This window comes from Acetobacter sp. DmW_136, from assembly GCF_008690365.1.
In the GTDB taxonomy this organism is placed as follows: domain Bacteria; phylum Pseudomonadota; class Alphaproteobacteria; order Acetobacterales; family Acetobacteraceae; genus Acetobacter; species Acetobacter oryzifermentans.
The window spans coordinates 1-21,907 of the sequence record NZ_VHON01000002.1 but is presented as its reverse complement, the minus strand read 5'-3'; the positions used below and the strand labels follow the sequence as shown (position 1 = coordinate 21,907).

Annotated in this window: 17 protein-coding genes and 2 pseudogenes; 12 read left to right on the top strand and 7 right to left on the bottom strand. The window is 49.4% G+C overall.

From position 1 onward, the window contains the following. Positions 1-100: 100 nt before the first annotated feature. The 5 genes and pseudogenes from FKW31_RS00425 to FKW31_RS00405 form a co-directional block, all read left to right on the top strand. Positions 101-760, top strand: a pseudogene (locus FKW31_RS00425) (sigma-70 family RNA polymerase sigma factor); the annotation flags it as partial. A 40-nt stretch (positions 761-800) separates the two neighbouring features. Then, on the top strand, positions 801-2,264 hold the full coding sequence (locus FKW31_RS00420) for an ATP-binding protein (RefSeq protein WP_202878714.1): 1,464 nt from the start codon (positions 801-803) through the stop codon (positions 2,262-2,264). Further along, the gene (locus tag FKW31_RS00415; RefSeq protein WP_150177099.1) at positions 2,264-5,134 is read left to right on the top strand and encodes a Z1 domain-containing protein; all 2,871 of its coding nucleotides are present in this window, start codon (positions 2,264-2,266) and stop codon (positions 5,132-5,134) included. Before FKW31_RS00420 ends, FKW31_RS00415 begins: the two co-directional genes overlap by 1 nt. Then, entirely contained in the window at positions 5,118-6,122 is a 1,005-nt protein-coding gene (locus FKW31_RS00410) for a PD-(D/E)XK motif protein (RefSeq protein ID WP_150177097.1), read from the top strand. The genes FKW31_RS00415 and FKW31_RS00410 overlap by 17 nt, the downstream gene beginning before the upstream one ends. Position 6,123: 1 nt before the next feature. Then, positions 6,124-7,929, top strand: a complete 1,806-nt coding sequence (locus FKW31_RS00405; protein WP_166443353.1) for an AIPR family protein — start codon at positions 6,124-6,126, stop codon at positions 7,927-7,929. 38 nt (positions 7,930-7,967) lie between these two features. Here FKW31_RS00405 and FKW31_RS00400 read toward each other — a convergent pair whose 3' ends face one another. Then, positions 7,968-9,500, bottom strand: coding sequence for a DNA cytosine methyltransferase (locus tag FKW31_RS00400; protein WP_150177096.1), 1,533 nt, complete (start codon positions 9,498-9,500; stop codon positions 7,968-7,970). 30 nt (positions 9,501-9,530) lie between these two features. Here FKW31_RS00400 and FKW31_RS00395 point away from each other — a divergent pair, with 30 nt between their 5' ends. After that, the gene (locus FKW31_RS00395; protein ID WP_370513030.1) at positions 9,531-10,010 is read left to right on the top strand and encodes a very short patch repair endonuclease; all 480 of its coding nucleotides are present in this window, start codon (positions 9,531-9,533) and stop codon (positions 10,008-10,010) included. Positions 10,011-10,043: 33 nt separating this feature from the next. Here FKW31_RS00395 and FKW31_RS16630 read toward each other — a convergent pair. The 3 genes and pseudogenes from FKW31_RS16630 to FKW31_RS00385 form a co-directional block, all read right to left on the bottom strand. Then, positions 10,044-10,350 (bottom strand): annotated as a pseudogene (locus FKW31_RS16630) (IS630 family transposase); the annotation flags it as partial. A 153-nt stretch (positions 10,351-10,503) separates the two neighbouring features. Next, positions 10,504-12,210 carry a TraI/MobA(P) family conjugative relaxase gene (gene traI, locus FKW31_RS00390; RefSeq protein ID WP_150177092.1) on the bottom strand — a complete coding sequence of 569 codons (1,707 nt, stop codon included), beginning with the start codon at positions 12,208-12,210 and terminating at the stop codon, positions 10,504-10,506. Beyond that, a complete protein-coding gene (locus FKW31_RS00385; protein WP_035352165.1) occupies positions 12,191-12,511 on the bottom strand; it encodes a plasmid mobilization protein in 321 nt (106 codons plus the stop codon). The genes traI and FKW31_RS00385 overlap by 20 nt, the downstream gene beginning before the upstream one ends. Before the next feature lie 283 nt (positions 12,512-12,794). On the opposite strand from FKW31_RS00385, the gene FKW31_RS00380 reads away from it, so the two are divergent. The 5 genes from FKW31_RS00380 (at position 12,795) to FKW31_RS00365 (ending at position 15,618) form a co-directional block, all read left to right on the top strand. After that, complete coding sequence (locus FKW31_RS00380; RefSeq protein WP_150177090.1) at positions 12,795-13,217, top strand: hypothetical protein; 423 nt, start codon at positions 12,795-12,797, stop codon at positions 13,215-13,217. A 14-nt stretch (positions 13,218-13,231) separates the two neighbouring features. Then, positions 13,232-13,609: a P-loop NTPase gene (locus FKW31_RS16255; RefSeq protein ID WP_238332699.1), complete on the top strand. Its 378-nt coding sequence runs from the start codon at positions 13,232-13,234 to the stop codon at positions 13,607-13,609. A gap of 51 nt (positions 13,610-13,660) precedes the next feature. Further along, positions 13,661-13,909, top strand: a complete 249-nt coding sequence (locus FKW31_RS16250) for a hypothetical protein (protein WP_238332698.1) — start codon at positions 13,661-13,663, stop codon at positions 13,907-13,909. Next, positions 13,906-14,682, top strand: a complete 777-nt coding sequence (locus FKW31_RS00370; protein ID WP_150177088.1) for a hypothetical protein — start codon at positions 13,906-13,908, stop codon at positions 14,680-14,682. Before FKW31_RS16250 ends, FKW31_RS00370 begins: the two co-directional genes overlap by 4 nt. Before the next feature lie 192 nt (positions 14,683-14,874). Further along, entirely contained in the window at positions 14,875-15,618 is a 744-nt protein-coding gene (locus tag FKW31_RS00365; protein ID WP_150177086.1) for a hypothetical protein, read from the top strand. A gap of 196 nt (positions 15,619-15,814) precedes the next feature. Here FKW31_RS00365 and FKW31_RS00360 read toward each other — a convergent pair whose 3' ends face one another. Beyond that, positions 15,815-17,128 carry a hypothetical protein gene (locus FKW31_RS00360; protein ID WP_150177084.1) on the bottom strand — a complete coding sequence of 438 codons (1,314 nt, stop codon included), beginning with the start codon at positions 17,126-17,128 and terminating at the stop codon, positions 15,815-15,817. A gap of 149 nt (positions 17,129-17,277) precedes the next feature. Next, positions 17,278-18,807: a hypothetical protein gene (locus tag FKW31_RS00355; protein ID WP_150177082.1), complete on the bottom strand. Its 1,530-nt coding sequence runs from the start codon at positions 18,805-18,807 to the stop codon at positions 17,278-17,280. Between the two features lie 1,444 nt (positions 18,808-20,251). On the opposite strand from FKW31_RS00355, the gene FKW31_RS00350 reads away from it, so the two are divergent. Beyond that, a complete protein-coding gene (locus tag FKW31_RS00350) occupies positions 20,252-20,650 on the top strand; it encodes a helix-turn-helix domain-containing protein (protein ID WP_238332697.1) in 399 nt (132 codons plus the stop codon). Between the two features lie 38 nt (positions 20,651-20,688). Here FKW31_RS00350 and FKW31_RS00345 read toward each other — a convergent pair whose 3' ends face one another. Then, positions 20,689-21,780 (bottom strand): site-specific integrase, encoded by a 1,092-nt coding sequence (locus FKW31_RS00345; RefSeq protein ID WP_150177078.1) that lies wholly within the window; start codon positions 21,778-21,780, stop codon positions 20,689-20,691. Positions 21,781-21,907: the final 127 nt, after the last annotated feature.

Sequence of the window (21,907 nt, the reverse complement as noted above, 5' to 3'; positions counted from 1 at the left end):
TTTATTGCTTATGAAAAATTCTTTTGTGCAAAACAGACTTTTTCATAATCTAACCCGATGCACAACCCTTCTGTGAGATTTCCGCGTCGAGCATCTTCCTTATGCGCGACGTTTTGCAGCTAGGAACGTGGAAAACGCGGAAAATTCGGAAGACATATTTCAGGTAGCCTTCATGGGATTGCAGCAGTCGACGAGGCGTTTTGACCCGGAACGTGGGGTAAGATTTCTGGTCTATTGCACTTTCTGGATGAAACAGGCGCTGACTAGGTGGCGTGCGGATAAGATTGCCATGATCCGTGTACCCATACATCGGTATGAAAAGCTTATAAAGCTTGATCAAGCCTTTGAACATCTGGACGTTCAGGCTGATGGGGTCGTCACGGATGACGACCTCGCGGCAGAACTGGAATGGCCAATTGATGAAGTGCGGCAGTTTCGCAACATTCCCCGCGAGCCCGAGTATCCCGAAAGCATTGACGATTGGAATGCTGTGCTGCCAGAGCCTGAGGAAGATAATGCTTTTGATCAGGCGGAAACAGAAATGATCGTGGCGGACGCATTGTCTGAACTGTCTGATCGTGAGGCGGATGTAATCAGAATGCGTTTCGGAATCGGATATGATACCGAAATGACATTAGAGGAGATTGGCCAGATATATGGGGTCACACGTGAGCGTATTCGTCAGATTGAAGCCAAGAGTTTGAAGCATCTGTCCCATCCGGGGCGGAAGCGTCGACTTCAGGTGCAGCTAGGGATCTAATGAGATGGGGGTAAGGAATGCTCCACCATATGCTGGATCAATGCTCGAGGCTCTTCGGGGGCTTGGGTACGCACCTGCGACTGCGCTCGCGGATCTGATCGACAACTCAATTGCGGCGAATGCGCGGGAAGTCGCCATTCATCTGGAGTGGGCGGCGCAGGACAGTTGGGTGCGGATCATTGATAATGGTGACGGCATGGATGATGCTGCCCTTGAGGAAGGCATGCGGCTCGGTGCTCGCGATCCTCGGGCTGAGCGTGCCGTCAGTGATCTGGGACGCTTCGGGCTTGGGTTGAAGACGGCCAGCTTTTCGCAAGCTCGACGATTGACCGTAGCCAGTCGGCAGAAGGGCGGATCAATCGCATGTCTGCGCTGGGACCTTGATCTCATTGACCAAGTATCAGGGGCAGAATGGCCTCTGTTTGAAGGGCCTGCTTCAGGTTCCGAACCTCTGCTTGAGCCTCTGGCTTGGATGGAACACGGTACCATCGTGCTTTGGGAAAGACTTGACCGTATTGTGACTGATGGTTTCACGGTCACAGACATGATCGAACTTGCCGATCGCATTGAGGCCCACCTTGCGATGACCTTCCATCGCCTTATTGAATGTCGGCAGACCGGGGTTCGTCTTCTTCTTAACGGCAGAGAGGTGAAGCCTTGGGATCCGTATCTGATGGGACATCCCGGCAAGGCGTTCGAAAGCCCCGAATATCGTATCCTTCATACGACAGGCGTCATGCTTCAGTGCCATGTCCTGCCTCATCGCGACATGCTCAAGCCTTCGGAACAGGTTGCTGCAGCTGGTCCTGGTGGATGGGTCCAGCAGGAAGGCTTCTACGTCTATCGTAACAGACGCCTTCTTCTGGCCGGCAGCTGGCTCGGTCTTGGTGATGGTGGTAGACCTTGGCCACGTGATGAAGCTCACAGGCTCGCCCGGATCAGGCTTGATATCCCGAACAGTGCGGATGCAGAATGGAAGATCAATATTCTGAAATCGACCGCCAGCGCACCTGTTCGGTTGCGCTCCCAGCTGCATCGTCTAGCATTCGAAACCCGCGAGGTTGCGAGACGGGTTTTCGCGCACCGAGGTCACATCCAGCCTGCTGGGGAAACACGCTCAAACGCGGTCGCGGAAGTCTGGCAGGTGCGCCGCTCTGCGCAGGGAACTTCATATCGCATTAATCGTGATCATGTTCTTGTTGCCTCGATCCTGAATCGGGCTGGTCCGCTCAGGTCTGACATTCTCGCCCTTCTCAGGCTCATCGAGGAAACCGTTCCTGTTCAGCGGATCTGGCTTGATACAGCAGAAGACAAGGAGACCCCGAGGACAGGTTTTTCAGAAGCGGTTGAAAGCGAGGTCATGGAAACCCTGTCTTCAATGTTCGAGGCGCTTGTTATGTTCCGTGGTCTCAGCCCGGCCGAAGCACGCGAAAGGCTTGGTCGCACGCCTCCATTTGATCGACATATCAATTTGATTTCAGCCCTTGAGGTAAAACACACATAATGACGCCTTCAAATCAGAGAGCCTTCGATTCAATCCTTTCCATGGCGCAAAATATGCTCCGACTTGCTGCGGAGCAGGCCCAGAGCGCAGTTACCCCGCAAATGATCGAGACGGAGCTCAGCAAGCTGGCTTGCCTCATGAAGGACTATTTTGCTCTTGTTAATCGAGATATGCTCGTTGACGAGCTGATCCGTCGGTCAAGTCATACCGTTGGTATGAATGCCACTCTCTCAAGCGGGGAAGATCATATTCCGTGGCTTGATTCTGAAAGGAAGAAAGACTGGACATACTGGCGGCGCTATGCCGAATACATGGAAACACGAATTCCGTGGACGGCTCTGGACGCATTGGATGTGGCCACCGATGAAGTGCTGTCACAGCTGGAGGATCCGAATCGCGAAGGTGCTTGGGACCGTCGCGGGCTGGTCGTAGGTCATGTTCAGTCTGGAAAAACCGGCAATTATACTGGACTTATCTGCAAGGCTGCCGATGCCGGCTACAAGATCATCATCGTATTGGCGGGCCTTCACAACAATCTGAGAGCCCAGACCCAGATACGTCTTGATGAAGGGTTTCTCGGCTTTGCGACCACGGTAGAGAACGGAGAACTTGGCTCTGCAGTTGGGGTTGGGTTGATTGATGGCGATATGAATGTCCGTCCTAACGCGGCAACCAACCGAAGTGACAAAGGCGACTTCAATACCACCATGGCAACTAGGATGAACGTTAGTCCGGAACAACGCCCGTGGCTTTTCGTGGTCAAGAAGAACAAGACCGTTTTGGAGCGCCTGTTATATTGGATCCGCAATCGAGTAATTAATCACGTTGATCCTGAAACTGGAAGGAAACTTGTCACCAATTTGCCTCTTCTTGTGATTGATGATGAGGCTGACCACGGATCCGTTGATACGGGTGAAGATGTTGTGGACGAGTTCGGTAAGCCCGATCTTGAACACGAACCCAAGACTATCAACAGGTTGATTCGCTCGATTCTTCACCATTTCTCGCGGAAGGCTTACGTCGGTTACACGGCAACCCCTTTTGCAAATATCTTTATTCATGATCGGGGAGAGACACAGGAATACGGGCCAGATCTCTTTCCTGCAGCTTTCATTACCAATCTTGCAGCACCATCGAATTATGTTGGTCCAGGCCGTGTCTTCGGATCATCTTCCAGCACGCCTGACGATTTGCCGCTAGTGCGTTCGCTGTTGGATAATGAGTGGCAGCCATGGATGCCACCACGCCACAAGAATGGCTATCAACCACGATGGCAGGGACAAGACCGAATTCCGGATTCGCTTGCTGAAGCGATCCGATCCTTCATCTATGCCTGTGCCGTGAGAAAACTGCGTGGACAGGGCAGCAGGCACTCATCGATGCTTATCCACGTTACACGTTTTACCCTGGTACAAAATGCCGTCGTCAGGCAGGTTACAGACTACGTGCGTGATCTGAAGGGCCGCTACACGCGTGGTATCGAGCTTGCTAACCTCGAAGCGTCAATGCACAGAGAATACAAAGATATTTTTCTGCCTGGAATGCAGAGGATCCGCTCTGCGCTCGTGGAAGACGAAAAATTGGATGATTTTTCGTGGTCCGAAGTTCGAACCGTTCTTCCTGATATCCTTTCTGATATCCGTGTGCGTGAGATTAATGGTACGGCGAAGGATGCGCTTGATTATGCTGAAAATGATACCACTGGTCTGAAGGTTATTGCCATAGGCGGTGACAAGCTGGCACGAGGTCTGACGCTTGAAGGTCTCTGCACGAGCTATTTCCTGCGAACAGCGCGCATGTATGACACGCTTATGCAAATGGGGCGCTGGTTCGGCTATCGTGACGGTTATCTTGATGTCTGTCGTCTCTATACATCAGAAGAAATGGTGGAATGGTTCGGTCATATTGCTGACGCAGCCGAGGAATTGCGGCAGGAATTCGACAACATGGTTGCGGCGGGCACCACACCAAAACAATTCGGCTTGCGCGTACAATCACATTCCGTCCTGACCGTCACGTCCCGGGCCAAGATGAGAAATGCACGCGAGATGCAGCTGACCTATTCAGGTAATCTCCTACAAACCATTGTCTTTCCAAACCGAAAGGAAGACATCAGAGCCAATTTCGAGGTTACGGATCAATTTATTCGGGCGCTTGGCCCATCGATGGATCTGAATGATCAGTATTTCGTGCCGGATGGTCAGAAGTGGCACGGTCATCTCTGGCGAGATGTGCCTGCTCTGAATGTTATCTCGTTTCTTCGGAATTATAGAACTCATGCCGCCAGTTTTCGGATCATGAGTCCACTGGTCGCGGACTTCATCGACGAGATGAACAAGGATGGTGAACTTACAAGCTGGACCGTTGCGCTCATCGGAAAGGATAGCGGTCCGGACGAGGGGAGCTGCATGGTAGGTGACTGTCTGGTCAACATGCTACAGAGAAAACGAACGATCGCACATGCAGATCGCTATTCGATCAAGACCTTGATCTCGCCTCGTGATGAAGCAATCGATCTGACGGAAGCAGAGTGGAAGGCAGCATTGGAGCTGAGCCTGAAAACATGGCGCAATGATACCGATCGTAACGAAGGCAAGGAGCCTCCGTCAGCTCCGAGAGGGCCTCAGATCCGTCACGTTCTTGGAGAAGGTATTGCAGAAAAGGGTATTCCGGCACGGCGGGAACGCGGTCTGCTGATGCTCTATCTGCTTGATCCCGAACGTTCAGGTGTTGATGAACTGAAGGATGCCGATCCTGTTGTTGCTTGGGCAATCAGTTTCCCGTCAAGTACATCTGAAAGACGGGTTTCCAACAAGAGTTATATTGCCAACAGCGTGATGTGGGGAGGTCTCAATGAGTGGGTGGACTGAAGATGGTCTCGCATGTGCGTGGCGAGCACTCATGTGGCAGGAAGCGGAAGAAGACTGGCGTTTTGTTCATCTCACCACCATTGGTCCGGTCTCTGTTGAGGCGGGGTGTCACTTCCCTGTCAGACGTGAGGCGCTGATTGTTTCGTTCCTGGGAGCATGTCCGGTCAATTCTGCCAGACTGCCCCAAGGCCAAGGCTTCGACGTTTCCTGCATTGAGGGGCAGACTGTCTTCGTCGGCAGGACGGCCATAGCGCTTGTAAGGCGACCGGAAGGCTTACCGGATATCTTCGCCATCATGGTTGTCGATATTTTGAGGACGCTTGAGGTCGTGACTAGCACCATGAAACGTGGTGTGATGGAGACTTTTCTAGAACGGGTCAGAGAGTGGCAGGCGTTCATGACCCGTACCCACGCTCCCCTTTCGTCCGATGCGCAGATTGGCCTGCTTGGTGAACTGTGGATGCTCAGATTGCTCATGGACACCTCCCTCGGTTCCGATGCTCTCAACTGCTGGCTGGGACCGTTGCGGGCAGCTCAGGATTTTCACATTCGAGAGGGTGCAATAGAGGTAAAGAGTACGATTCAGGCCGGTAGTTTCCTTGCCCGGATCAACAGTATCGAGCAGTTGGATTGCGACAGGACACCGACTTTCCTTTGCGCCTTCCGATTTGAGGAAAACATCGATGGATTTTCTCTTGCCGATCTTGTTGCCCAACTTCGCATGCGGTTTGGGCAGGCCGGGGTGCGGCGAGGGTTCGAAGCATTATTGATGATCATGGGATACCTTGACGAACATGCGTGGCTCTATGAGCGAACGCTGACGTTGAAGGAAGCCAAGGCGTTCCGTGTAAAGGGTGAGATGCCGCGGCTGACGCGAGCCGTGCTGCCAGTGGCCATTCGTTCGGCGGCATATGTGCTTGACTTGGACGCTGTGGAAGAGCCCCAGATCAGGTTGCCGGAAGTGATAACCGAGTTTGGACTTGACTGAAATGAGCTTAGAAGAATTTCATCGCCACTTTCGTTCTGACCTGCAGAACACTCTTGGTGAGCGCGTTGAGGCGGGTGAAGGACCCTTTCCTTCGGAGGAGCTTGTCTTCGCCGAAAAGGTCATGGAGCATGTCGCTGATGCCGGGATTTGTGATGAGCCTACAGTCTGCCACTGGAACGGCAAGGTTGGTAACGCAAGGCTTCGTATTACCGGATATGCCCTCAGTCCTGACGAAACTGCCCTTGATCTTTTCGTGACGCACTATCTAGGAACGGAAGAGCTGCATGATCTGCGTGATTCCGATATCACGGCTACCGCCAGCGAAGGGGTGCGCTTTCTGCTTCGAGCCGCCAGCAGTAATCTAGAGGCGAGAATTGATCCCACTCATCCGGTTCGGGATTTGGTTGCGACCATTCGGTCGCGCTGGAACGATATCGACCGTGTTCGAGTGTTTGTAATTGCCGATGGCCGAACGAAGACCAAGCGCTTTTCGGACAAGGTAGTTCACGAGAAGATGGTGGCAATCGAGGTCATGGACATGGAAAGGGTGTTCCGGCATACTGAAGGCAAGCCACGAGACGAACTTGCTCTCAGCTTTGTCCAGTCGATCGGTCGTCCTCTTCCCTGCGTGCATGTACCTGATTCCGATGCCGACTACGAATATGCCTTGACCGCAATTCCAGGACAGCTCATCCGCGACCTCTATTTGCGCTTCGGAACGCGGCTGCTTGAAGCAAACGTAAGGACGTTTCTCGGAAACAAACGTGCAGTGAACAAGGGTATAGTTGAAACACTAAGAAAGGAACCGGAACATTTTCTGGCGTTCAACAACGGGTTGGTTCTCGTTTGTGACGAGGCCGCCTTCGAGCGTTCAGAAGACGGAAATCCAGGACTTTCCTTCATGAAGGGCATGCAGATCGTGAACGGTGGCCAGACGACATCGTCCATCTATTTTGCGTCACGCGATCATCGAACCATCGACCTGAGCCATGTTATGGTGCCCGCCAAGATCATCATTCTCAAAGGGGCTCAAGACGAAGCGCGTGAACGCCTGATCAGTAATGTCTCTCGTTATGCAAACAGCCAGAATGCTGTAAAGATGTCCGACCTGTCGGCAAACCGTCCTTTTCATGTCCAGTTGGAAAAACTGGCAAACAGCACATGGTGCCCGGATGGCGCCACGCGTTGGTTCTATGAGCGTGCAGCAGGTGCCTATAACGTCATGCTGCTGAAGGAAGGCACCTCTGCAGCCAAGCGGCGAAAGCTGCAGGAGATGATCGGGTCCCGACGCAAGCTTACAAAAAATGACGTTGCCAAATATCATGAGGCATGGCGGGGGAAACCCAATAACGTGGCTCTTGGTGGTGAGAAGAATTTTGCTGCGTTCATGACGGCCTTGGACGATGACCCAACAATTGTTCCGAACCCGCTCGATACTCATTGGTATCGGACGATGATAGCCAAGGTCATTCTGTTCAAGGCAATCGAGAGCATGATCAAGGCAAAAGATGCCAAGGAAATCTTTCGTCAAGGCTACGTTAATATTGCAACATATGTTGTATCGATCGTCGCAGATCGGCTTGGAGATCAACTTGATCTCGAACAGATATGGATGCAGCAGGGGATTTCCAGAGGGTTGCGCAATCTGCTGTGGGAGTGGGCTGTAACCGTCAATGCCGAGTTTAACCGGATTGCTCCTGGTCAGCAGTTTTCGGAAGTGGCAAAGCGGGCGGAGACGTGGGCAAGGGTGCGTGCTGCTGAATTTCCCCTACCGCAAGGGTCCATTCAGGAATTGCGCCAGTTGTAAGGACTTGTTGGTGGCGGATGGAGGACCCTGTCTACGGTTCAGTGTGTCAATGCAGCAAGTAGCAGTTCGGCAATCTGCCGTGCTAGAAATGGCGGTACTGCGTTTCCAACCTGAACGTACTGCTGTGTGCGATTTCCGAGGAACAGATAGTCATCGGGAAAGGTTTGCAATCGTGCGGCCTCGCGTACAGTCAAGCTTCGACACTGAATCGGATCGGGGTGGATAAAGTAGTGACCATCCTTCGAAATGTGGCTCGTGATCGTGGTCGAGGCTTCGTTGGCCATCTGAACCCGGAAGCGATCATTGAAAACGCCACTGTGCCAGTTCCGGTGATCTGGACTTAGAAAGAGAGGAAAATTGGCAGCTTTCGGACTATAGCCATGGACAGAGCCAAATACGGCAGCAAATAGATAGCGGCCAAGGTCAGATACCATGTGTCCACGGGTTTCATGTTGGGCGATTGCCATCAGTTCCGGTCTTTCCAGCCACTGCAGCAACTCATCTTTTGATGCACCATAATTTCTGGGTAAGTCAGATGCCATTCGGAGGGTCGGGGCATCTTTCTGCATTTTCCCAGCAATGGCAGCGAACATCTCATGCAGTCCGTTGTCCTTCCCCTTGTGAAAGGATGCTTGCCGCTGTGCAGCTGATGCCACTTGATTTCGCCATTCTGTTGCATCATCTTGGCTACGGCTAATGCCGCTACGTAGAGCTGGCAGCGTCCCGATCGTCTCATTTACAGTTCGTGCTTTCCTTGAGATGGTGATGGAGGCGTTTGAGGCTTTGGTAGCCAAATCTGATCGGATTCCTACGATAATCACTCGGTGGCGACGCTGAGGAACACCAAAGGTCTCGGCACGCACGATGAAGTCCGATGGTTGAACTGCTTCCTGCAGGCTTGCCTTTCTATTTTCGACCCGTATGGCTCGCAACTCGTAATGATGACCACGGCCTGTGCCGAGTGAGGACAAGTCCTCCATCAGCATATCGAAGACAAGGCGACTTTCGATTGTCGAGGACAGCATGCCCTTGACATTTTCCATGACAAAGGCGGCGGGTCTAAGTCTTTCAAGGACTCTGATGTATTCGCGGAAAAGGTAGTGCCTATCGTCCAATTCAGGAACATAGTCTTTCTTCCCTTTGGATCGGGCTCGCCCAACCAACGAATAGGCTTGGCAGGGTGGTCCACCAATTAGGACTGTTTCATCAAACGTTTTTCGTAACCTTGAGATTGCGTCATCAAGAGATTTTGTAGCGGCCTCAGTTCCGAGTTCAAGAGCACGGGCCTCGTTGAGGGCAAGGTTCCATGCATCAGTGTCTACCTTCGACCAATCTGGCTCAGGAATCATGCCGGCGTGGAAATTGATGAATTCATGCGGCAAGTTATTGTGGCGAGCATGGTAAGCACGCAAAAATGCACGTAACGTCAGCGTTCGGTGCGCTGAGGTCTCCTTTTCGATCGAAATGCCAATACGGAATGCCGCAAGGCCTTTTCTGGTTATGGATGAGAAGCCTTCACCTAGTCCACCTGGCCCCGCAAACAGATCAACAATACCGAAAGTATTGGTCAAACCCTGCTCCTGATTAAATATATTTGGCTGATGTATACTACCTTTGTAATGAAGACCAGGTGGTATGTAATGGATATTGTAGACAAGCAGACACGTTCTCGGATGATGGCGGCAATCAGGGGGAAGGACACAAGGCCCGAACTGGTTCTGCGCCGAGCAATGCATGCACGTGGTTTCCGCTTTCGACTACATTCCAGAAATGTGAGCGGTCGACCGGACCTTGTGTTTCCAAAGTATCGAGCGGTTGTCTTTGTGCATGGCTGCTTTTGGCATCGACATGAAGGCTGTCGTTATGCAACCAAGCCATTGACTCGGCCAGAGTTCTGGCAAGCTAAGTTCGAGAGCAATATTGCTCGGGACAAAGCCGTCCGACTGATTTTGCTCAAGGAGGGGTGGCGAGTGGCAACGGTTTGGGAGTGTAACCTGCGGAAATCAGACCAGGTTCATGCTGCTGCCGACCGACTGTCGGTATGGCTACGATCAAACGATGAGATGCTTGAAATTGGATAACAAGATTGTAACGGTCTCATGCAGTCACCCGCAGAGATCACACAGTCTCCAGCGGACAACACCCTGCACCGCAGGGATTGGTCCTTCTTCGAGCCGGGTTTTCAGGGCTGCCAGCATCTCCGGTGTCAGGCGGGCTTTCTGTCCCCCCCATGACGAAGGCCATCCGCATTGAAACGCACCACCCAGTCACGGATACTCTGACGGTCTGTCCCGGCAAGCAGGGCCGCCTCGCCGCAAGCGCCAACAAGCGACGCGATTGACCCGCATGCCGGCTTCTGCGCGTAAGGCGTCGCAACTCCGAACTGTCATGATCGTCACGCAGGGACAGAGGGCTGCCCATCCAGAAATACCTCATCCAGAGAATGGTCATCATCCTGTGAATCACATTCTTAACCTGATGAGTACCTTCTGAGTCATATCAAGCAACAGTTGGTATTAGTTATTGTGTAGGGATGGGGAACCAGGGTGACATGACTAGGATCAGCATTTTTGTTCAGAGCTCGAACCCCTCTGAAGATTTATGGGAGAGTGAGCGTTTCGCAAGAGAGGTCTCTCTTGCTTTTTCTTCTTTTTTCTTTTGCTCTACGATTTTGAGTTCCTCAGCCTCTTTCCGTCTTTTTTCGACGGTCTGGCGAAGATACTCATTCTTCAACCGAAAGCCGTACTCAACGGCAAGATCCACAACGCGCGCCTTGAAGTCATCGGTTCCGATAATTTTGACCTCATCCCATCTGTTGGCCGCCAGTCGCAAGGATGCCAGGATGATTGCCCGATCTGTGGTGTCGCAGACATCGATCCGATCACCACGATCAGAGAAGGCGATATGCTCTGGATCGGCAAGCTTACAGTAATGGACATAGGCGCCCCGCGCGACAGACCTGAAGCCCGGAATGTTGTAAACCCGCATCTCTCTGTCGGAACGTGTCTCATGTCCTTCCAGACGCATGAAACGTTCCGGATGCGTCCACAGCGCCGTCAGAAAGAGATCTCTGTTTGTCCTCAACCACTCCTCTACAGTGGGGAAGGGAGGCAATCTCTTTCGATTGGCAAGGCGTTCTTCCTTCTGCTGCTGAAGAAGAAGGCGGAGTGCTGTCCTATGTTCGTCAGCCAGCGCGTGTCGTAGGGCGTTGAGCGCCAGGCCACGTCTCCGCCATTGACTCTTCAGCACGGTCTCGTGTTCCCGGCGCTGCATTTCCCTCAGGCTGGTCCTCTGGTCTGCATGTTGGTGGGCAATGTCTGATAATGCTTTTCTTCTTGTGGTTTCGTAATCTTTGCGTTCCTGATGATAGTCGCTCAAATTGACATCATTCGGTCTTACTACAAGAGGCATGGTAAGTTTGCCGTCAGCGGGTATGTCCGCAGTCTGATCGGACTCTTCGTAAGACCCAAGCCTGTGTTGTAGCCTGATGAGACTGATCTGCCGATCTGCCGCACTGGCTTTGACGGCTGAATTGCCAACCATGATGACAGCACCATTGCCACGTCGGCGATACTTTATTCCTTTCCGTGCCAGACCTTCGTGAACCTCAGCCCAGCAGGTGGCTGTTTTGATCAGGGGAACCGCCTCTTCAACGGCGATATCCAGTGCAGACCGTTTACCAGTTCTGCGTTTCACTTTTTTGCTATCGGTTTTGACTGGTGTAGTCTTATCTCTGTGACTGTTGCAGCGAACCAGTTTTTCGTCCCGGTCGACCTGATAAAGACCATTTTGCTCGCGTGACCACCCTTGGTGGTGCTCGATCAAAGCGATGGCCCTATGACCAGCCTCAATGTCAAATCCCTTATTGATTTCGGTGCATCGGAATGTCTCGGGATCAACACGGTTGACGACAACATGCAGATGACGATTGTCGGTGTCTGCGTGCAAGCCATACACAATCTGATGCTGTTTCAGCCCCATCTCTTTTTGCAGGAGTGTGACGGCCTCATCTACCTGTTCTGTCGTGGGACTTTCTCCACGTTTCCAGCTCAGCACGTAGTGGTTCACGGTGTCAGCAGACCGCGCGGCTTCAGTTGCAAGTGCGATCATCTCCGCGATCTGACTGTCAAGGATATCCGTCAGAAAACCCCGTGCTCCGAAATAGATACATTTTTCTGACGTGTCTGTTTTTTCCGGACTTGCCACGTAGAGAATCAACCGTCTGATCCGTTCAGATTTTGACGTCGACTTCTTCGGGTTTTTAACTTTTTTGATGATCACGACTGATCGCCTCGATTGCCCCTTTCAGGGCGTGTAGGGTAGCCAGTGTTTCTTGAGCATGTTGACCGTTGCTTGACAGGTAGAGATGTTTGAGAAGTCCGCCCAGACGACGCAACTCCCGAATCATGACGATATCAGCGTGGGGAACGATCGGACGACCAAAATAACGGCGTCGGATCAGCTCAGAGACACTCATTCCAGCAAGGTCAGCGTCCTCTTTCAGGCGATCTTTTTCATCCGTCGTCAGTCTCACATTGACGATCGCATCCAATGGGAACCGACCTCTGATTTCAAAAGGCATTACATGGACTCCTTCTTTGGGAAGAAGAGAAGAAAAAGAAGCAGGAAGGAGCCAGCCTGTGAGACGCGGAGCGCCGAACGGTCTGGCATGGTTTGTCACACCATGCGGCGCATGTGTGTGACAAACCCCATCCTGTAAATCGAATCAGTGATAGTTTACCACAAATAAGCGCCATTTTAGGCATGTCAAAAATTGCGATTTTAGCGCCATCAAAAATATTGCCGATAATGTATAATGAAATCACAACAGCGAATCAGTTGACTGATTTGAAGCGGGGACGACAATGCGCACATATCACACGCGATCAAAAATAGACGCTATAAGAAAGAAAATATCCGAACTTCCAGAATTGAAAGCAGATGAGATTCAGCTCAGCAATAAAGAAAGCATTACCGTTCTGGCCAACGATATCGCTGCATTGCGAAAACGAGGATATGGGTTCGAGCAGATTGTTGAGTTTCTTCGTGAAAACGATTTTGAGATCACGGCGTCGACACTGAAAACGTATCTGAGAGAACCAGAGCGAAAGCGTGAAAACACACCTATAAAAAACAAGAAAACAACTAAAAAACCTACGACTGAAAACAAAAAAATAACCAGAGTGACGGAAAAAACCGCAATAAAAAGACAGAAAAAAGAGCAGACGACGAAGGAGGATAAAAATCAGGCTGAATTTCTGATCGCGCCAGATCGCGATGTATTATGAAAAGGATGAGTCTCATGGAAAATATTTATCTGGTTGGCGGTGGAAAAGGGGGCGTCGGCAAATCAATGGTGAGCATGAGTCTCATCGATTTCCTGATCCAGCAGAGAGAAAAAGTGTTGCTCGTGGAAACGGATACGTCGAACCCGGATGTGATGAAATGCTACCAAAGTGAGATAGCTGCAGTCGCTTTAAATCTTGATCACGTTGATGGTTGGATGGATCTCATCACTCAATGCGACTGTCATAAAAACCATGCCGTTGTCATTAACTCAGCGGCCAGGAATGATCATGCGGTACAGACGTATGGGGATCTACTTCAACACGCAATACCGCTGTTGAAGCGTAAGCTGATCACGTTGTGGGTTATCAATCGCCAGCGTGATTGCGTGTAATTACTAAGAAATTATTTAGAACAAATTCCTGAATCTAAAACAAACGTTCTTATGAACTCTTATTTTGGTGATAAGGAAAAATTTGAAACATACAATAACTCGCAAACCAAGAAATATATTGAACAACTCGGTGGAAAGTCACTTGTTTTTCCGGAACTCGCGGATCGGGTTGCGGACGATTTGTACATAAACCGAATGACGATTGAGAAGGCATCAGAAGATCTCCCGATTGGCAATCGGATTGAACTTCTGAGATGGCGATCTGCGGCCAAAAAGATGTTTGAGGAGGTTATCGAGTGACAAAATTCGAGACCGTTTTTCGGGGATTTTATGGACGAAATCCCACTGACACCGAGATCCAGGAGCATTACCGGATCAAGGTTGCAATGGATATCCGGGACAACGATGCGTTGTGGCTGATCCTGATACCATTTCAATTCTACACGAAAATTTTACAGGATATTCCAAAGACTATCGGAATCGTCTCCGATGAATTCAATGAGAATTCACGTGCGCTAATGCAGAGACATGAGCAAAGCATAAAATCAGATTTGAATTCCGCTGTCACTGCAGCGGGACAGGATATTGCAGCGACAATTCTACGGCGCAAGATGCAAATATGGAGTGCAATTTCAATTGTGGTTTTTGCACTTGTTTGCACAGCTTTGGTGACAGTTCTGTGGATCGGAAGAACACAGATCCACGATGAGCATTATGAGGCAGGTTATAATGCAGGGTACATCAAAGGAACTGCGGACGGACAGAAAGCAGGGTATAGCGCGGGGGCTAACGCTGGGCAGAAAACCGGTTACGAAAAAGGAATGGCGGATGCCCGTGATACGAATGCGCTGGCGATGACGTCCTGGGCGACGAGCATTGCGGGGAAGAAAGCCCGGCAACTTTACGAGCATGGACTGATGGATCCAATCTATGTGCTTTACCAGACGGGTGACCTTGCCAAGATGCTCAAGTGCAGTGGTAGCGGATGGCGCATACAGAACGGCTATTGTATCAGTGCAGTGACGATGGATAATGGAGGCAGCGTTGTTTATGATGGCTGGAGGCTGCCCTGAGTTGTCTGTACGTTTGCTCGGCATTAAGCGGACCTACCGCTTTCGCCCTCATGTCGGTCATTCTCCGTCGAAACTGGAAATCCCATAAGCAGACCTTTGTCCAACAAAGCAGACGGAGACTTATCGTAGTAGACTTAATAGGTAATTGAAGACAATAATTACGCCACGTAAACGCGACGCATGGAGATAGTTTTGGCTTCGAATATCCAAGTTGGTAATTCAGTCTATGTTTGCCGTAGCCGATTGCCGACCTTACCCGACCAAGGTAAGGCGTTTTACCAAAGCACCGTCGTATCAAAAAATCATCGGTCGATTGCTATTATGATGCCCAATGGGACACATAGTGCTCTGATAGCTACCAAATTTGCTCATCATAGAGTTGGTATCGCGATAATAGTCTTTGGAGATTTCGCCTCTGAATATACTCTTCTCAACCCGTTAGCCAAAACTATTTTGCAATATTGCCGCTTGTTGTTCGGAGATGACGATTACGTCACGTTGTTCAAAATTCGTAGTTTGGCCGAGCTTTCTTGTTTGTGTGAGTCGCGAAGCTTCCATCCATTTGAACATATAGTAGTAATAGGGCATGGAAGTATATCTGGCGAGATTGGCGCAGCCGTCGAATGTATTGATGTTGGAATGGCTATTGAACAATTCGAAAAAAATAGCCCACAAGCTTGGGATTTCACTTTCCTTTGTTGTTATCTCGGCAGACAGGTATTTGCCAAGAAATTTTCTTTATCAGGATGCTGCAAAAGCATGATTGCTCCATTTAACAGCGTCCATGGCGCCGTATCCGCTCAATTCGTTCAGACCTATTTGATTAAGACACTTCTGGAAGGTGAGACGACTGCTATCGCTCATCGTCATGCATCTGAGTCCACGCCACCCAAATCAGCGTTTCGTCTTTGGCGCAATGGCAAACATATAGCGTAGACTATTGTTTACAACGTGCGCCGCTTTCTTTTCCTGAAGAGGAGGCGGCGGAGCCACATAGTAATCTTGGGCGCCATGAACTCCGTCCTGCCCATATGGTGCGACAGACAACTTCAAACAGAAACACCCAATATCATTCCCTGCGCCTGAAATCAGGCTACCAGAATATCAATTAATGGTTCTTTTATTTATCCATCTATATTTTGCATGCAGACCTAAATCTGACGATCAGCGCGTTAAGATCTATATCATGGCAATACATTTTTTCAATGTTGAAGTATTTTTCATTTAAATGCTTTGTCCGAAATCTAAAAGTTTCTTGGTTTTCATCAATAAGATCAGGAAGAACTGTGTCTTCATTGATAATATTCATTATATTTGATGGAAATAGTTGCTGTCTTCTTTTTAAAAAATTACTCCTGCCGACAGATAAAATATATGAACATGTTTTATCAGTTTGACATCTATAATATACACTATCTCTTATTTTTAGCATAGCATTGTACGATTTATCCAATATATCGTCAAATGTTGGTAATCCAATATTATTTAGTCCTAAGTTTAGGAAAGAATGTAAATGTTTAATATCACCAGAAAATAACCCACACCCGCTGCACAAACAAGCGAACACAAACGTTCTATCTTTATTCTTCTTAAAACGCTCTATTCGCTCTTTTGGAATAAATCCCAATAGGGCAGGTGGAACAATTTTATCGAATAATTCATCAGGAAGATTAAGAGACACAAATGAAAACATAGCAGAAATTATGTAAGAATCAATTATATCGGATACTTTATTTTCTTTCATAACCATATGGCGTGCAACTGTATAATCAAAAAGATCGCAACTAGATAATAAATGATCCAGTTCATCTAGAAGATTGTTTTGTTGAATTTTCTGTTCATATGGCAATGAAATTTTTGCTATCGTTGCAATTCTGGATAGCAGTTCCGCACATACAGCCGAACTTTCCAAAATCGATCCGATTGTCAAAGGCACTCTTGAGATACTATTTTTTGCTTTGTCAATTACTCTTATAAAAAAAATTGGTTTGTCGACGTTAATTCTTCCGTCTATTCCAAATTCTAGTCCGGATGAATATGTTATATCTGCTGTCTTGTAGTCGAATTTATTATTTTTTGTGTAATGCTCCTTATAATACGCCGGAAATAATATTCTGGAATCTTCACAATCAAGCTTCACCAATCTCCACCACTCTTCTTCTATTTCACCAGATTCTCGATCAGATGCCACTCCTTCTGAGTGGTGTATTACATGAAAATACACATCATATAAATCGCGCAGATACATTTGTCCCCATAGAGTGCTTGTTGCATCAAACCAATGCGTGAGCTCGTGCATTATAATACTGTAAGGTTTGCATATTTCGGAAATATTTTGTGTTTCAATATCTTTTAGAAACTTTCTTTTGTTTATTTTTTTTAGATGTATTGTTTGACTATGCACTAAAAATTCGGCATCGGACTCGATCCTGTTTGGAAAAATCATCTTGTTATCAATCCACAATGAATACTTTAATATATTTTACAGGTTTTTTGTTCAAGATCTAGGTATTCTATTTTCCGCCCAATGGATGACCATTTTTATAATTTTCATGCCGCCTATCAGACCTTCTGCTCTCCCCCTCCCATAGCGTCTCATAGATTAGCGAGCAGATCCCCACCATTTAATTCAAGTATTCCGTCGCCCAGTCGGGCCTTTAGGGCCTCGAAACGTCTGCGTAGTGCCGGAAGATGCCATGACGCCGGTCCCTTTTCTGTTGTGGATTCCAAGATGACCGGGTCACCAAAGACGACTTTAAGTTGGCGTTCTTCAAGGTCCTGAATAAGGCACGGGCGTCTCACTATAGCTGTAAAGGTTGAATCGCCAACTTCCAGCCAGACGAAATAGGCTACGTTGCGGATCGTAATGTCCTGCGGTGGAAGCTTCTCGAATTCCAAGGTGATTGTGAAATCGCCATCTGAAAGGGCATCAACAAAATTCGTAACGTTACCAGATTGAAATCCAAGATCATCTAGAGAAAAAATAGGTTTTTTACTGTTGAAGACAAGATCATTGAGGCAAGTAAGCACCTCGTCAAACCAGTTGATCCAGTTGTCTCTGATCGGCTTACAATTCATTTCATCCGTGATCAGGACTTCCTTTCCGTTGATATCAAGCGCAATCGATACGGGACCGAGCAGGAGGACAGCATTAAGCGACAAAAGGTTATAATGCTCGGCAAGCGTCCTACGGGAAGTAGACGATATGTCGTAATTAAGCGTCATCTTTGAATGCCCTTGGATGACAGCTGATATTCCGTTCGACGTGAAGGTAGCACGGGATCGGTCGAATGGAAGACCTGGCAGATTAAATGATCGAAACTGTCCTTCGAAAGCAGCACTACGTCCGTTTGTTCCTTGCACACGAATGCATGCTGACCGTGGAGAAGTTTTAAAATTAAAGGAGAGAGGTTTTCCATCGAAGATCGGCGTACGTGCTGGAATTCCGAAACGCTTGTCGCTAAAGCACACGTATTCGACTTCAAAGCTTGCGGGCAATCCAGCTGTGTGGTCGATGAACGGCTGAATCTGATTTAGGGCAAGAGTGAATATACCACTAACCGACGATTTCTCATAACCAAGCGTCGCATTCAGTTTCGCTTTCTGGACCGCATACTCTGTACCGGAGCCAGCCGACCGGAGGCGGAGCGCTTCGATCGGGTCGGATGTACGGTCTTTGGGACGGAAGCTAATTGGTATTCGGATTTTGTGTGTATTAAAAATACTATCCCGATCAGCCTCACGAGCTTTTCTAAGGGTTTGCGTCATGAGTTCTGCATCAAATTCTCGAACATAATATTCGATCAAGCCAGTGTCTTTTTTACAGTGCATAAGAAGGATAAAACAGGGATCTGGTTCACGGCAGAACCTGAGTGCATTAGATAGTTTCAACTCTATGCGTGGACTTCCGCTTGTTTTTGACTTGATCTGTACACGACAGGTTGTGCTGCCACGCTGGTGGTCAAGCGGAACATCAAGTTTAACAGTATCGTCGAACTCTACGATGTAATCCCAGCCCGCACGATCTTGCGTTGACTTGTTGCGGATCACGTTTTGGGCGTCGCATAGAGCGGCGAATTGGCTCTCTGCCCAGTCGGGAAAATTTTTGATGGGGCGTAAGGACATTGGTTCTCTAATTAGAATTTTACTCTATTATGCGCGAGGCAAGGTACAATTCAATATGGCGAAGCATCAGACAATTAAGTCGTCAGACCAGTAGCATCCTTTTCGTGATCTCATTTTTCTGAAATTGCAAGACGTTCCAGCAGCAAGCCTCCGAACTCGCGTTAAGGACATGTTTTTATTTTACCACTTGATCACAGACGGTCTGCTTTCCCCCTCCAAACCGGCTACCTGTTCAGTGATACAGGAGCAGATAGTCGGCAGTCGCCTATTTGATCTTGTTCCAGGCTTTCAGAAACCTGACGCCGTTTGATGAACTGTTTCCTAAGCTGACGGGGATCGCGAGCAGACTAACTACTTTCGGGATGATATACGTGAGAATCTACGGTTCATGAGTCTGCCAACTGCTGAGGTGAATGTGTCTTTGAATCGACATATGTAGTTTACAGACTTCTTCAATAGCTAGATCATTGCTCGGACTTTTTGGATACTACGGCGCATAAATTTGTACTTTCGTCCATTAAGGCCGTTGCGCGTCCGAGATGCCCACAGCTTCTTCATGCGATATTGCGTTTTAAAGAATTGGAACACTCAGTATGCAACTTTTTCCAGTGACTTACCTACCGCTCCTAACTTCTGTGATCAGTCTCATCACGACTCTGGCTGTGGCATTGATAGGCTTCAGATTCTCCCGTTCAATGGAATCCGGGAAGGTCAGGGCCGCATATTTGAATTACGCGCTGCAAAAAATCATGGACGAATACGTAAATTATAATCCGATTATAGATCTAAGCAAAGCGGATAGCGCAGATTACCTCCGACTTATTGAAGAGCGCTTCAGCGATTGTAGATCTTCTATCCTACGAGTGTCCCCTCTCATTTCTCAAAGCGCACTGGAGCTCTTACTGGACATTGAAAAAGAATATTCGAGCATAATTAGACTTCAACACAATGCCAAACTGCGCGGCGCCAAGCCTGAACCAGTTTCGCCTGATCACTACGCACAATTACTCACAAACTATATTAACTTTGGTCACGAACTTCTGAAAAAACAGGTCGAGACACTTCGTGTTCGACTTGAAGAAGGTATCCTATAAATAATGTAAAAATCTGGATTTTGTGCAAATCAGATGAATCGACCTCGACACCACATGATGCGTTATGAAGCGAAATGTTATTGTTGACTTGTCAGGCTAGCGACTTCGTGTCCGCTTTCTTGGTCGCCTGCCCCCATACCAGACCTTCCGTTTCCCCCCATTGCTGCCTTTTCTGAACGATTTTTTCAGAAGGAGAAGCGGCGCTTGATGGAAGCACTTTTGGCTCAGAAAATTGGGATATCATTCTCGCCGGTTTCTATCCCTCGCTGGCGGTTTCAGAACTGTGAGTTATCATTAAAGGAGAAAGTGATTCGTGGGTGTCACGGATCTGGCCATCGCAGAGGGTCATCATGTCACGACACGCTAAACGCTTGCCTCAACCGGATCGTCTGGAACAGACATCCGGCTCGCAGCGTATCTCCGCCTATGTCAGGCGGGGATTGATGCGGTATCAAGAGGCAGCGGATTATCTTGGGATCGCCAAGGGAACGCTGGCCAACTGGGTCTCGCTACGGATTGGCCCACGGTCCGTCAAGATCGGCAGCATGCGGCTGTTTCGCCAGGAAGATCTCGATCTCTTTATTGAAGAAAAGCTTTTTGAAACCGAACGGTTTGAAAAGCGTCGCCGCCGTCAGCGCGGACGGGGCGCACTGGTACTGAGCTGCCCGCATCCTGATCTGTTTCTCTTCTCCGTGATGGCGCTGGCGTTGGCAGCCTTCCTCTTCACCCGTGTTATCGGCTTCCAGTAAAACGCGCTCTGGTTACCTTTGATTATCCTGGCTGGCAGTTAGCGTGTCTTGTCCGCAATATCTCCTGGCACAGGCTGATAGTAGCGGTTAAGTGACTTCAGATCGCGATGGCCAGTGACTCGGGTCAGTTCAATCGGGTTCAGATAGCGGGCCAGGCGCGATGTTGCTTCGTGGCGCAAGTCATGAAAGGTCAGGTCCTGAATTCCGGCCTGCCGGGTCATGCGACCAAACAGGACAGAAAAGATTTTTCTCTCCCCCACCGAAAAGACAAAGTCTTTTCGGTCTGGTACCGTTTCCATGGTGGCCCGCTTTTCCATCAGGACACGTTGTGCGCCCTTGGTCATGGGGCGGATCTCGGGACCGAGCTCTTCTCTATGCCGGTCACTCTTCACACGGGCGAGGGAAATGGTCTGCCTGCGGAAGTCGATATCCTGCCAGCGCAGACTGAGGGATTCCCCCAGACGGCAGCCTTGCTCGATTGACCACCTGATGAGCCACACCACATCAGGGTAATGCCTGAAAACCCCGTCGGGCCGAGAAGCAGCTCGCAGAAGTTCATCTTCTTCGCCGTCCTTTAATCTCCGGTTTCTCTTGCGATCCGCGCCCTCGGGTCGTTTGGTCCGTTTGGCGGAAGCATGATTGAGGATGGTCGTGTCCCATTCCGAGTTGGCGTATTCGATGATGGCCGCAATCATGTTCAGGCGTTTGACGACGGTTCCCTTGGCCAGTCCCGCTGCCAGCATGGTGTCACGAAAGTCCCGGACATCGCCATTGGTCCATTTGTCGATTTTCAATGAGGCAATGTCGGAACTAAGAAGGGCTGGAAGATGGCCCATACGATCGGCATCGCGTTCTGTCATGCGCTCCCGGCCGAAGCGCTCAAAGAGTTCACCAAAAGTGATCTGGTTTCTCTTGCGTGTGGGTGGCTCAAGTTGGCCCACATGCGCCTTGGCCCGTACGTCCTGAAGCCAGCGGCGGGCGAGGCTGGCTGACGCAAAGGTTTCGCGGTGACGTTTGCCGTTCACCATCTTGCGGGCCTGATACTGGCCGGGGCCACGATACCAGACGCCCTTGGGCAACGGCTTCCCTGTCACAGGGTCCTTGAGGGTCTCTTTTGGTGGTTTGGTCATCGTTATTCGATCCTCTCCCAGTTTGGCTCGGGATTGGCTCAAAAATCAACGATTTTCAGATTAACCTGCTGCAAGTCCTTGAAAAACTTGGCGTCCCGTACGGGATTCGAACCCGTGTTGCCGCCGT